This is a genomic window from Paenibacillus lentus, from assembly GCF_003931855.1.
Taxonomy (GTDB): domain Bacteria; phylum Bacillota; class Bacilli; order Paenibacillales; family Paenibacillaceae; genus Fontibacillus; species Fontibacillus lentus.
Genome location: NZ_CP034248.1, coordinates 4,056,678 through 4,069,170, shown reverse-complemented (window position 1 = coordinate 4,069,170; position 12,493 = coordinate 4,056,678). Strand labels below are relative to the sequence as shown.

Below are 12,493 nucleotides of genomic sequence, written 5' to 3'. Positions count from 1 at the left end.
TGAAAAACCTTAAATTAATTCATAAATAAGTGTAGTCATTTATCGTAAATTGCAGATTCATAGACATATAGAAATATCAATGTTATCTTTAGTTAAATAAAGTGTTAACCATCGTAGTTAAGAGGTGCCGGGGAATGGAACTATATTTCAGAGAGTCGGGAGATATGAGCGCGCCCCTTCTCGTTTTTTTGCATGGCGGCGGGGTGAGCGGCTGGATGTGGGATAAGCAAACGGAGTATTTTCAGCACTACCATTGCTTGGTGCCTGATTTACCGGGGCATGGACGGAGCTCTGGCATGGCTTTTTCTATCGCTGGCAGTGCTGGACTTCTGATCAATTTGATTGAATTTAAGGCAAAGAACAAGCCGGTGATTTTGATCGGTTTTTCGCTTGGAGCCCAAATCGCTCTCCAAATTTTGGGTATGGCACCCTATCGTATAGAATATGCAATGATTAATAGTGCTCTGGTAAGACCTGTACCGTTAGCAAGCCATGTAATTCGGCCTTTGATCAGGCTGACGCATGGGCTGACCAAGCTTCGCAGCTTTTCAAAGCTCCAGGCCAGGCAGTTATACATTGGAGCGGACATATTTGAGACGTATTATGAGGAGACTTGCCAAATGAAGGCTGATACCCTCGTCGATATTTTGCAGGAGAATATGACCTTTCAAATTCCGGGGAACTTTCATAAAGTAGAGACGAAGATCCTCGTTACCGTGGGAGAGAATGAACGCAGTATGATGAGGAAATCTGCAGCAGATATTGAGAACAGCAACTCCAATTGCCGCAGCCTAATCATACCTCATGTTGGTCATGGCGTGTCACTGGCTCAGCCAGAGTTATTCCATAGAATCGTTGAATCGTTCTTGGACTAAAAAAGTTGGTACTGCCACTCACAGGCATGCTATATTGTAAATAAAATATTTTATCGAGAAAGGATCAACAGGAATGAAATTGGTCTACACAGGTAAAACAAAAGATGTATATGCTTTAGAAGACGGGAACTATTTGCTGAAATTTAAGGATGATGTGACAGGCGAGAACGGGGTATTCGACCCGGGTGCAAATACAGTTGGACTCACGTTGGAAGGCGCGGGAAAAGCAGGACTCCGATTGACGAAATATTTCTTTGAAATACTGAAGGAAAAAGGAATTCCTACACACTATATAGATGCTGATATTGACAATGCCACGATGACTGTAAAGCCTGCTACCGTATTCGGTAAAGGACTTGAGGTCATCTGTCGCTACCGAGCGGTAGGAAGCTTCTTGCGCCGTTATGGCATGTATGCCGAGGAAGGGCAAGCGTTGGACGCTTTCGTAGAGGTTACGATTAAAGACGATGAGCGCCAAGATCCGCCGATTTCTGAGGATGCGCTTGATATGCTGGGATTACTATCCTCCGCGGAGTATAAGGTGTTAAAAGAGCTGACTCAAACGATTGGTGACGTGGTTAAATCTGAGCTCGCGAAGAAAGATATTGAGCTGTATGACATCAAGTTTGAATTTGGCCGAGTCGATGACGGCGCACAAATCGTCCTGATCGATGAAATTTCCGGCGGAAATATGCGAGCCTATAAGAATGGGCAATATGTAGAGCCGCTGCAGTTGGAAAAATTAATCGTCGAAGGTTAATTAGCCAAAATAAAGAATATGATAACGCAAGGATCCGGCTTGTTAGGCCGGGTCTTTGTTCTATTATTGTAGGACGGCCATCCGAGCAATCCAAAGTCCGTAGTTCATCCGAAAAGAGGCAGATAGATGATGAATTCAGAATTAGAAAATGGATTTCCAGCAGGTCTGGCCAAGCCAGCTCTTCGAGCACTCGCTAATGCAGGTATTACTAACTTGGATCAGATTGCAGCCTATAGTAAGAAGGAATTGCTGCAGCTGCACGGGATAGGCCCGAATGCGATAAAGAAACTTCAAAATGTATTGGAAGAGAAGGGGTTGGCGTTTAGCGAAAGCTAGAAGTAGACAGCGCACGGTATAACCCTTTCGGCATGAAGTAGTCTTGATGTATAATCATGAAAGAAGTTGTACAGCACAGAGACCTGGCCAAAGAGAATGATGATCTTGGGCTGGGTTATTTTTATATGGAGACGTGAAATGAAATTATATTATTATAAGCTTCCGGTAATGAAAATGTCGGGTGCTCCCGTAAAATTGACAAGCGAGAATGGCGATGATAGCGGCTATATGACAAGAACATTTAAAAGTCGCCTTAGCAAAACTATGAGTTGGATTATAGATAGCTGGGAAATAAGTTTTTGGGCAGAAGCCGAGCGATGTACTATTCAGTTGTCTGATATGTGGGTATGGTTTGGAAGGAACAAGTGGCTGGTGACGTGTACCGTTGCCGGGGAAGAACAGCAATTTATGCTAGAGGATAAGAGTGTCGTAAGAACGAATCCCCGTTTTGTTTTTACTTTTAACGGCCAATCGTTCGAGGTTGCCAAAGATTTGCTGGACAAGAGAACCCGCATTATGAACAAAACTCAGCACAAGTTATGCGCTGAAATAACCAGTAAATCGCTGAGCGAACTTTACATTAGAAAAATCACATTGTACGAAGAAGAGTTAAATCCACTGCTTGTGGCATGTATTGATCGTTTATTAAGAACGGTGTGAAAAACCCCGGAATCCTCCGATTCCAGGGTATGAAAATTCGATTGTTCAGAGCTCCGTTCGGCAACCGGTTCGAATGCATTACGGAGTTGTAGTCGTAATGGTACTCGATTGCGAATCCCAATCGACGGCGGCATCGAACGATTCAGCAGCAAAGCGGGCAGGCACCATCGTATAGCCATTGATTACAATGGGTCTGGCCTGTAATGTAAGCTGCTTGCCTTGCTTCCGCGCTGCTGTGCTGTCTACGGTCAGTTCAACGGTTGTGTCGTCCTTGGAGGCGGTGATTTTCTTTGTGGCCTGATCCCACTCGATCGTTGCACCAAGGGCATCGAACATGTTTTTTAATGGAATGAGTATCGTGCCGTTGACGACAACTGCTTTTTGATCCAAAGGTACGACATGGCCATTGATAATCAATGTAATGTCCACCGTGATATAAGCTTTTTTAGGTGCGGTTTTCTTATGGTTTGTATTGGTTTTGGTCGATGAGCTACTCTTGGTGGAAGTACTTGATTTTGTTGTCGTGGATTTTGATTTTGAACTTGACTGGGTCGTGCCGGAGTTATGGTAGTGATAGCCGCTGCAGAGCCCTTTTTGCTTCGATTTCTCGGAGCAGTTATGTCCGCCCCTGGCATCGGTTCTACCCGGATGAGCCAGAGCCGCCGTCTGGGCGGAGAGCAGTAAAGTCAGACTGACAAGAAGAACTAGAATCTTTTTCATCGTACAGTCTCCTTATGAGTTATCATATTTACATATATAACTAATTATATCGGTATATCTCGTCCAAGTGATAAGATCTAGAATACAACAGGGATGCTTGACTTGATCGAATTCGCTAGACAAACCGCAATGAGCTCGGTATTTGGGGCTGTATCGGTGAGAGAGAGTTTGCCGACCATCGATGACTCCATTTTTGAAGTGAAAGAATAGGTGGGAAAGCTAATAACCCATTCGGTTCTGGTGGACTGTTTGGGAAATTTATTTGTAAAAGGAAGCGAGGAGATGGAATGAGACAATCGCAGAAACAAGGACCTTTGATTCCAAACTTTATTTTTGGCATATTAGCCTTAATAGGTTTTAGTACTGTGGCTGTTATAGCCGTAAAGTATCCGTTAAATTCCTATGATCTCAATGCCGCTGCTTGGGTGCAGAGCCTTGAGACAGAGCCTTTGACCAGTGTTATGCTGTTCTTCTCTATGCTCGGTTCAACGAAATTTACGATTCTCATCGCATTATTGGCCATGGGCACCTTGTTCTTTGTCCTGCAGCATCGGATGGAACTGTTATTTTTCTTCGTTTCTTTAGGCGGGGCTGTTTTACTGAATTTGCTATTGAAGCTTAGTTTTCAGCGGCAGCGGCCAATTGTTCATCGTTTGGTAGAGGAGACAGGCTTCAGCTTCCCTAGCGGACATGCCATGGCAGCCTTCGCTTTATACGGGGCGTTGGCTTTTCTCTTATGGCGTCATATTAAACCAAGATGGGGACGCATTCTACTTATCATTCTCAGCAGCTTAATGGTTTTTATGATTTGTATAAGCCGAATTTATCTCGGTGTTCATTATCCAAGCGACATTGTGGGAGCTTTATTGGCTAGCGGCCTTTGGTTAAACGTGATGGTTGGGATTTTCCAATGGTATAAAGGGCGCTCTATTGCGGTGTCGAGATAGCGTTTCTGTAATAGCTGACAAGGCTGCCTGAGCTTTCGTGCATCGTCAATCCGAATTCGTTATAATAATAGGAAAAGTGAATGAGCAGGAAGGGAAAGCTAAATGAGCGAACGACAACTGGAACAACTAAAAATCATGCGTAATGAAATTACACGATTTTTATTAAGCTACAAATTTGCTTTAGATGAGATGGAAACGAAAATTGAGATTTTAAAAGAAGAGTTTGAATCCCTCCATGATTATAGTCCGATCGAGCATACGAAAACGAGGTTGAAATCGCCGGAGAGCATTATGGGTAAGCTGTATCGTAAGGGTGCAGATTTCTCCTTTGAATCCATCCGGGAAACGGTGAAGGACATCGCAGGAATGCGCATTACCTGCTCCTTTATCTCCGATATATATCGAGTAAGTGATATGCTGAAGCAGCAAAGTGATTTAAAGGTGCTTGAAGTTAAGGATTACATCAAGAATCCTAAGCCCAATGGTTACAAAAGTCTGCATTTACTCATTGAGGTTCCTGTATTTATGTCTGATCGAGTGGAGCATGTGTGTGTTGAAGTGCAGATTCGCACGATCGCTATGGATTTTTGGGCCAGTTTGGAGCATAAAATCTTTTATAAATACAATCAGTCCGTGCCCGAGCGATTGCTGCAGGAGCTTAAGGATGCGGCAGATACCGCGGATGAATTGGATCATCAAATGGAGCGCTTAATGAATGAGGTTCAGACGATCAAGGATCTGCATGACGAAAATTCGGCAGAAGATCTTACTAGCATTATAATTAATAATCAGAAGTTTAACTTGCCGCGGGCCTTGATTGATGTATTAGGCAAGCAGGAGTAAGCAAGAGCAAGTAAGGATAAATTTAATAAACCAACGACGACCCAGCCTAAGATAAGAGTGATCTTAGAGCTGGGTTGTTTTTATAGTATCAGGACGCGCAGCAATAATCAGGTTTAAGAAATTTGAGAGTTATTATTGGGGAGGAGCAGTTTTTATGGATATTTTAACTGTTATTATGCTATTGTTGATTTTTTTTGGAATACTCAGTATTGACGGCAGACTAAGGAAAATGGAGGAGAGAGATAAGCTACTCATTGAGAAGCTGGATCAACTTACGGAAGTAAATGGTAATAACGAAATAAAATGAATGTGGGAAAAATTCACGGAGGTTTTATTTGATGAAATCAGCTCCACTAATGGCAATTGTTGTATTAATAGCCGTGATTATAACCAGTTGCTCTATGAGAGCAACGGAACCATTTCCAAAGGATGCGAAGCTTGAAATTGATATTGCATATACGAGCGAACAACATTTTAAGCAAAGATATTCGAATTTGCTTGAAGTAGAGTATCCTAATATGCGGTTGAATATCGTATCCACGAAAGGACTAATCCAGTCAGATGACTCTTTATCATGGGTAAAACAAAATCCCGTTGACATCATCTTTATCCCATCATTTCGAATAAAGAATTTCATAGAATCTGGAATGCTTATCGATATTGAGCCTCTTATCAAGAGAGATCAATTGAATTTAGAACAATTTGTACCTAGTGTTATTGAACTAACAAAAGAATATGGGAACGGAAAGTTATATGGTGTGTTTTGCAAGTAGAAAATGCTTAGTTTTGCAGCCAAAAGTGCTAAACCCACTTGCCAGCATCAAAGTTACATAGGAATTCGTTCCATTGCTTGCTTGAAGCGGAAGCTCTCACCTGTGAAGGAAAGAATATGAGCATGGTGCACCAGACGATCGACGAGTGCTGACGTGAGTTTGGTATCGCCGAATATCGATGTCCATTGACCAAACTCTAAGTTAGATGTAACGATCACACTCTTTTGTTCATAGCAATCCGCTATCACGTTAAATAATAGTTCAGAACCGGTTTGGTTGAATGGGACGTAACCAACCTCATCAAGAATGAGCAAGTCAACTTTTCTCAACTTATCTCGAAATCGGTTAAGTGTTCCCGTCGTAAATTTCTCCTGAAGCATGGCAACTAAATCGGAGGCTCGGTAGAACTGCACCGCATTGCCACGGCGACAAGCCTCCACACCCAATGCCGTTGCCATATGCGTCTTGCCTGTGCCTACGGCACCCATTAAGAGTAAATTCTCCTTGCGCTCTAACCATTCCAATCCCTGAATTTTCTCTGGACTGCTGCCGTTCGGAAAAGTGATATGGTCATAGGCATACCCCTCAAAGGTCTTAATATGCGGAAATCCTGCCTGCTGGACGAGCTTTCCCAGCTTGGCACGGCGGCGTCCGTCCAGTTCCGCACTTAGAATCTGTTCCACAATGCTTCGAATCTCTTCATTTTGTTGAAGCGATACATAGTCCATGACATGGGCCAATCGTAGCTGCCGACATAAATTGGCTAATTCTGTTGGCATGTTAGCTCACCCCCACAAGCTGGTCGTAGCGCTCAAGAGAGCCCTCCAAACGAGTTCCCGGGGGCGACAGCTTCTCCTCCCACGTAATGGGCAAGTCTCGGCTTCCATATTTCATACCAAGGATACCCGTGACGCGGGAAACTGCCGCATCCTGGCCTAGCAAAGCGATTGCCTCTTGGATCTGTTCTATGGTGTACACATCGCTCCAGTGCAACAGCGCCTGAAGGCGCTCTTTTCGCTCAGCCAGATCCTTCACCGTCACATACACGTGCAGTGTCTCCGGCAGCATGCGAAGGAACTGCGAATGTGTAACACTGCGCGGTTTTCTCAACCATCCGCTAAATACTTTCGACCACGGAACGTCCGCCGTTCGTCCCGTGTAAGGTCTAGGCACCTCCCGAATCTTCTGGTGGTGACCGTTCAGGATAACCAGACGATCCCAGAACGTTTGGATCAGCACCTCGCTACCTGGCGCAACCATTCCTAGTAACGGAATCGTCGTATCTTCAATCCGAATTTCCCCGTACTTATTGACTACCGCAGCAGCCAAGCGAAAAGCATCAAATCCATGCTCCGGCAATGTAAGGAGCTTACGTCGGTCATCCTCCCACAGATCAGCGATTCGGCGGTTTTGAGCATAATGCTTACGCTGGTGATCTTGAGTTGCCTGCTCAGCGAAATACGCGACAAGTTGTTCATGGTTTTCATAGATGGGAATGGGGACGGCCCAGTTCCTCTTAGAGTAGCCGCATTTATTTTCCACATGCCCCTTTTCATGACCGCTATACGGATTGCAGAAGACAGCTTCAAACCGGTAATGGGCACAGAATCGCAGAAAGCCTTCGGTTAATTGCCGCTCGCCTCCTTTCTCGATATGCACGACGGCGGCAGACAGGTTGTCGAACCATATCCGCTGAGGAACACCGCCCATCTGTTCGAAGCATTGCTTCATCGCTTCTAAGAAGCATTCCTGATTTTCCGCCGGTGTCGGATAAACGAATGCAGCGTTGCTATGCGGGAAAGACATCACCAGAAGTTTATATGTAAGCATTTGGTGCCCTTGGCTTACCTCAAGGGTCGTAAAGTCGACTTGAGCCTCTCCAGGCGGATGTTCTAGTCGTTCATACGTTTTGGCACGTTCCAGTTCCATTTCACTCTTTCGTTTCTGCACATAGGCTAGCACTGTACGTTGTCCGCCTGTAAATTGATGTTCGTCACGTAACCTTTGAAAAATGCGTACACCTGTATGACGTTGCTTTCGGGGGAGCAAGCGGTCCTCTTCCAACCACGTATCGACAATCTCCATAAATGCCCCCATGACTGGACTTCTACTTTTTCGTTTGGCCACAGATACATTCCAGTTAGTTTGATCGGCATATTTTTTTGCTGTTCGCCAATGAACCCCCACACGTTCAGCTATTTCATTTACAGAACAGCCTTCTACTTCGCGTAGAAATCTGATATAGTCTTGTTGAGGCATTTTCAACATCCTTTCATTTCTCCTCTCGCTACGTTGTCGCAAACATAACGATAGGATGATAATGGGATGCTGACAAGTGTCTCTTTTTTGCATCAAAGTTCGGCATTTTTACGCTGCAATATTAGGCACTTTTATTATGCAAGAAACATATGGTTTACCCCCTACCTTTTATAGTAGAGCCATTATATTTAATAAAGAACTTTTTGATCAATTCAATGTCGAATATCCTAACAACCAAATGAGCTGGGAGGAGATTCTGACGCTTTCAGCCAAGTTTTCAACGATTAATCCCGATTTAAAGGGGATTTCTATTAGATATTCAGACCCGTTTGAGTTAATACAGCATATCGGAAGGGTGGAAGGGCTTCAGTTCTTTAGTAATCCCAATCAGGTAACCTTGAATAGCAGTTCTTGGGCCACAGTGTGGGAGAATGTGCTTCGAGCCTACGAAACTGGTTCTCTTGATTTAAATGCTGATCTTAATAGTTATTTATCTCCCTTTCTTTCCGGTAACCGAGCGATGGCCGTCATTTCATATGAGGAGTATAAGAGAATTGAGCAAGAAAAGCTTTCTTTCAATTGGTCTATTGTAACTATGCCTGTCGATCCAGAGCAGCCGGAACGATCAGATGAGATAAGGATTCCAGGAATATATGCGATAGTTAACTCAACAGGTAATAAGGAAGCGGCTTGGGAGTTACTGAAGTTTTTTGTTTCCAACGAAGCAGCACGCTGGGACTATCAATCAAATGATGGATTTTCCACACGTTTGGAACAATTAAACATAGTGAATCGGGATCAGCTTCTGCCATTTTATCAATTATCTCCTGCAATAAGCGATAACAGCAAGGAACTGATTCTAGAAGATTCCGAACTATTCAGTCAAATCATAGATAAGATATTAAATCGTTCAATATCTTTACAAGAAGGATTGGATGCATTACAGCACGAGGCTGAGCAACAACTAGGGGGAGTGAGAGAAAGGAAATGATGTAGGAGGAAAGTAATGATAGGCAGGGGACGAATGATCTTAATTATTTTATTGTTGGCACTGAGTGGATGTTCATTTGGGAAGCAGGATGAACCTGTTACTCTCACAATCAATTACCCTTCTGAACAACAATTTTACCAAATGTATGCTCATGATTTTGAGAAAAAATATCCATTTATAACAATTAAAGTTGTTCATCAAGATATGAATGAACAGTCCGTTGAACCTTCTACCGATGTTATATTTATCGATCAACTACAAGTCTATAACCGTTTGATTGAAGAAGGAAAATTAATCAATTTGGAGAGCAATATACATAAAACTGCGTATCCAATATCAGAGCTATCTCCTATAGTTGTTAATTCATTGCGTTCAGAAATAGATGAAGGTATATATGGACTAAGTCCGTCATTTATCAGTCACGCTCTTTATTATAATCGAGATCTTTTTGAGAAATACGGGATTCCACTTCCTAAAAACCAAATGACATGGAAAGAAGTTTTCGAACTAGCAAGAAGGTTTCCAAATCAAGGATCTGACGGAGAGCGTATATATGGGTTTAAATCGAATTATTATACGGCGATTGCTTTTTCTATGATTTTACGGGTGGGTCAGACGGAAGGACTTCAATTTATTAACCCTGAATCATTGAAAGTTAATTTTCAATCGGATGAGTGGAAGGCAATTTTCTCAGACGTTATTCAATTATTTCAATATGATGTTGTTTATGATCAAAAGGATACTATGACTGGCGAGATTGTGCCTTCACCAATGTTAACTGGCCAAGCTGCTATGGAAATTCAATCTTATTCGACAGCATATAACTTTGATGCTCATAGTCAGTTTGTTGGAACACCGACGATTAAGTGGGATATGGTAACCGTACCTGTTGCAACTAGGATGTCTGATCAAAGCGATTACTACGATATTCAGGAGATTTACGGCATATCCTCAACGGCAGATCATCCTGAAGAAGCTTGGAAATTAATTGAATTCATGACAGGGGATATTCAAAAGATGAAAACTAATATGGATAATCAACTAATCTATGGACTACCTGCCAGAACTGAACTCATTAGAGCAGTGGATGACCATGACTTAAGCCCGCTGTACACATTAAATCCTGTAGCTAACAGCAATAATCCTTATGATTATATAGACTATGAAATTTTAAATGCATTTAAAGTTGTCGGACAAAGCATTGTTGAGGAGGCTATACAAAATTCAATCCCCGTGGACGAAGCCATTTATAAAATTGAAATAGAGGGGCAGAGAGTAATTGACGAAATGAATTTAGTCATTAGGATCAATTCAAAATAAACTTTGGAAGGGAGCGAAGTTTATGAAGAAAAATAAGCAGAATGCCGAGCATTACACTTGGGGTGATGAGTGCGATGGTTGGCGACTGGTTCATGACGAAGAGAGAAGCATTATCCATGAACGCATGCCCCCGGGGACAAGAGAGCTCAGGCACTACCATCGGAAATCGACGCAGTTTTTCTTTGTTTTATCTGGAGTTATGACAATTGAAATCAATGGAACAGAGCATCAACTCAGCGAACATGAAGGAATCCAAGTGCTGCCTCCAATACCGCATCAAGTATTTAATAAGTCGGAACGGGATGTAGAGTTTCTCGTCATTTCAAACCCGAATACTAGCAGGGATAGGGTTAATTTGGATGAGGGGAATTAAGGGAAATAAAATGAACTTGTAAAGAGAATTCGAACCTCTTGAATAGTAGAATGGAGCTGCAGAATGTAAACCCAAACATTACATGAGAGGCTGTTCGAAGATGAAATTAGAAAAATCTAATATGAGCATGATAGAGGTCGAAGCGAGTATACTTAATTCTGATCCTTATTACAATCGTATTGCCAAAGATAAAGAAATTCTCACGATGAAAGAGATCAAGGCTGAGATCCATGAGTCGCTGGAGCTAGGCGTAGAACGGTATTTGCTTAAAGAGGAGGGCGAGTACGTCGGCATATTGGAAATACTAATGAGAAATCCTAACGACGGTTATACCTGGCTCGGTTTGCTCGAGATCAAAAAGGAGCACCAAGGCAAAGGATATGGCTATAAAGCATTGAATTTATTTTATGACATGATGAGGGTGCGTCAAGTCGAGAGGTTCAGACTTGGGGTGATTTCCGAGAATAAACCAGGTCATCGTTTTTGGAGAAGACAAGGAATGAAGCCGGTAAAGTTCACGATGAAAGACAATAAAGAGATTGTTATTTATGAGAAAAAGATTTAGACGCAGCTAAATCTAGAGAACAACTGCCATATTAACTCCCTGCGGCTAGCTACCCCAGTTTTGGCGAAAATCGATTTTAAATGATCCTGTACGGTATAGGTTGAAATATGGAGTGTGTGGGCTACTTCCTTCGTAGATGCTCCTGTTACAAGCTCGCTGATAATTTCCTTTTCGCGCTTCGTTAATCCGTATGCATCTGCAATCATCGGCAGCATTTCCGAGGGGGTTGCCTGTTCCATCCAGACCGCAATAGAATCGACCGATCCGTGCAGACGGCTTGCACGAATCGTTACACATGGCAGGTCAGGGAGGCAAAGAGACACTTTAGCCTCGTCTGAGCTCATGGCATTCCCTATGGATTGAGACAACAAGCGGGAGCAGACTGCCCGAATTGGCCTTGGCAGTGTTCTGCTGTCGATATTTTCCCATTGCTGGATAAGGGTTAGCCATTGCTTGGCAGCTTGATTCGCAGAGAATGATTTCAGTTGGTCTGACAGTACCATTATGCCAGGCCCTTGTCCGATTCTAGTTACAGCATCTTCGGGCAAGAAGAGGCTGGTCGTGCGTAAGCAGGAGGCGATGGCGGGAATGAGATCATTAAGCAGCTTCCGCTCTATCTCCGTAAATAAATGTCGGCGAAATAAGGTTAAGTAACCCCAGCATTTTCCTTCGTATATCAGAGCAGCTCGCATTTCATCTGCAAAACCAGCAGGCTGTAGTACCTCACGATACCGACTGCTTCGTTCAAGTTCTCCGGTTGTTGCCATGCTTAAGATGGCAACGGGGATATCCTCTTGAACCAACAACTCGTATTTATTAAAATCCTCACGTAAATATTCATATTCGAACAGATGGTCATGAATAGCCTCGATCCCCATTTCCGTAACCGCCCCAGTGGACAGAAGCGTCTCTGGGTCAACCGTAGTGCAACAGGCAGCATCAAAAGGCAGCAGCTCGCGGAGCTGTTCTATTAACGCCTTTCTAAAGTCGCGAGAAGTGGTAGCTGCGTCAAATAATCGGTAAATGCTTTGTTTCATCTTATTGTTTTGTGCCTTCATATCGACTCTCCCT

The 12,493-nt window shown here is 43.1% G+C and carries 16 protein-coding genes; 12 read left to right on the top strand and 4 right to left on the bottom strand.

The annotated features are described in order from the left end of the window. The first annotated feature begins 134 nt into the window (after positions 1-134). The 4 genes from EIM92_RS18405 to EIM92_RS18390 all read left to right on the top strand — a co-directional run bounded on the left by EIM92_RS18405 (position 135) and on the right by EIM92_RS18390 (position 2,631). Positions 135-875: an alpha/beta fold hydrolase gene (locus EIM92_RS18405; RefSeq protein WP_125084063.1), complete on the top strand. Its 741-nt coding sequence runs from the start codon at positions 135-137 to the stop codon at positions 873-875. A gap of 73 nt (positions 876-948) precedes the next feature. Next, positions 949-1,635: a phosphoribosylaminoimidazolesuccinocarboxamide synthase gene (locus EIM92_RS18400; protein WP_125084062.1), complete on the top strand. Its 687-nt coding sequence runs from the start codon at positions 949-951 to the stop codon at positions 1,633-1,635. Between the two features lie 126 nt (positions 1,636-1,761). Continuing rightward, positions 1,762-1,971 (top strand): helix-hairpin-helix domain-containing protein, encoded by a 210-nt coding sequence (locus tag EIM92_RS18395; RefSeq protein WP_246021040.1) that lies wholly within the window; start codon positions 1,762-1,764, stop codon positions 1,969-1,971. 138 nt (positions 1,972-2,109) lie between these two features. Beyond that, positions 2,110-2,631, top strand: coding sequence for a tubby C-terminal domain-like protein (locus tag EIM92_RS18390; RefSeq protein WP_125084061.1), 522 nt, complete (start codon positions 2,110-2,112; stop codon positions 2,629-2,631). A 78-nt stretch (positions 2,632-2,709) separates the two neighbouring features. On the opposite strand, the gene EIM92_RS18385 is transcribed toward EIM92_RS18390, so the two are convergent. After that, complete coding sequence (locus EIM92_RS18385; RefSeq protein ID WP_125084060.1) at positions 2,710-3,351, bottom strand: copper amine oxidase N-terminal domain-containing protein; 642 nt, start codon at positions 3,349-3,351, stop codon at positions 2,710-2,712. A 287-nt stretch (positions 3,352-3,638) separates the two neighbouring features. On the opposite strand from EIM92_RS18385, the gene EIM92_RS18380 reads away from it, so the two are divergent. The 4 genes from EIM92_RS18380 (at position 3,639) to EIM92_RS18370 (ending at position 5,914) form a co-directional block, all read left to right on the top strand. Beyond that, the gene (locus tag EIM92_RS18380) at positions 3,639-4,298 is read left to right on the top strand and encodes a phosphatase PAP2 family protein (RefSeq protein WP_125084059.1); all 660 of its coding nucleotides are present in this window, start codon (positions 3,639-3,641) and stop codon (positions 4,296-4,298) included. 102 nt (positions 4,299-4,400) lie between these two features. Then, positions 4,401-5,141, top strand: a complete 741-nt coding sequence (locus tag EIM92_RS18375; protein ID WP_125084058.1) for a GTP pyrophosphokinase — start codon at positions 4,401-4,403, stop codon at positions 5,139-5,141. A gap of 154 nt (positions 5,142-5,295) precedes the next feature. After that, positions 5,296-5,448, top strand: a complete 153-nt coding sequence (locus EIM92_RS23765; protein ID WP_164515150.1) for a hypothetical protein — start codon at positions 5,296-5,298, stop codon at positions 5,446-5,448. A 31-nt stretch (positions 5,449-5,479) separates the two neighbouring features. After that, positions 5,480-5,914, top strand: a complete 435-nt coding sequence (locus tag EIM92_RS18370; RefSeq protein ID WP_125084057.1) for a type 2 periplasmic-binding domain-containing protein — start codon at positions 5,480-5,482, stop codon at positions 5,912-5,914. 53 nt (positions 5,915-5,967) lie between these two features. On the opposite strand, the gene istB is transcribed toward EIM92_RS18370, so the two are convergent. Together istB and istA are read right to left on the bottom strand one after the other, a co-directional pair. Beyond that, positions 5,968-6,693 carry an IS21-like element helper ATPase IstB gene (gene istB / locus EIM92_RS18365; protein WP_125081065.1) on the bottom strand — a complete coding sequence of 242 codons (726 nt, stop codon included), beginning with the start codon at positions 6,691-6,693 and terminating at the stop codon, positions 5,968-5,970. Position 6,694: 1 nt separating this feature from the next. Further along, the gene (gene istA / locus EIM92_RS18360; protein WP_164514990.1) at positions 6,695-8,182 is read right to left on the bottom strand and encodes an IS21 family transposase; all 1,488 of its coding nucleotides are present in this window, start codon (positions 8,180-8,182) and stop codon (positions 6,695-6,697) included. A gap of 67 nt (positions 8,183-8,249) precedes the next feature. Between istA and EIM92_RS18355 the strand changes: the two genes are divergently transcribed. The 4 genes from EIM92_RS18355 to EIM92_RS18340 all read left to right on the top strand — a co-directional run bounded on the left by EIM92_RS18355 (position 8,250) and on the right by EIM92_RS18340 (position 11,422). After that, the gene (locus EIM92_RS18355; RefSeq protein ID WP_164515149.1) at positions 8,250-9,164 is read left to right on the top strand and encodes an ABC transporter substrate-binding protein; all 915 of its coding nucleotides are present in this window, start codon (positions 8,250-8,252) and stop codon (positions 9,162-9,164) included. Positions 9,165-9,179: 15 nt separating this feature from the next. Further along, on the top strand, positions 9,180-10,484 hold the full coding sequence (locus EIM92_RS18350; RefSeq protein WP_125084055.1) for an ABC transporter substrate-binding protein: 1,305 nt from the start codon (positions 9,180-9,182) through the stop codon (positions 10,482-10,484). 22 nt (positions 10,485-10,506) lie between these two features. After that, on the top strand, positions 10,507-10,857 hold the full coding sequence (locus EIM92_RS18345) for a cupin domain-containing protein (protein ID WP_125084054.1): 351 nt from the start codon (positions 10,507-10,509) through the stop codon (positions 10,855-10,857). A 100-nt stretch (positions 10,858-10,957) separates the two neighbouring features. Beyond that, entirely contained in the window at positions 10,958-11,422 is a 465-nt protein-coding gene (locus EIM92_RS18340) for a GNAT family N-acetyltransferase (protein WP_164515148.1), read from the top strand. Here EIM92_RS18340 and EIM92_RS18335 read toward each other — a convergent pair. Beyond that, positions 11,419-12,480 carry a helix-turn-helix transcriptional regulator gene (locus tag EIM92_RS18335; RefSeq protein WP_125084052.1) on the bottom strand — a complete coding sequence of 354 codons (1,062 nt, stop codon included), beginning with the start codon at positions 12,478-12,480 and terminating at the stop codon, positions 11,419-11,421. The genes EIM92_RS18340 and EIM92_RS18335 overlap by 4 nt on opposite strands. Positions 12,481-12,493 lie beyond the last annotated feature (13 nt).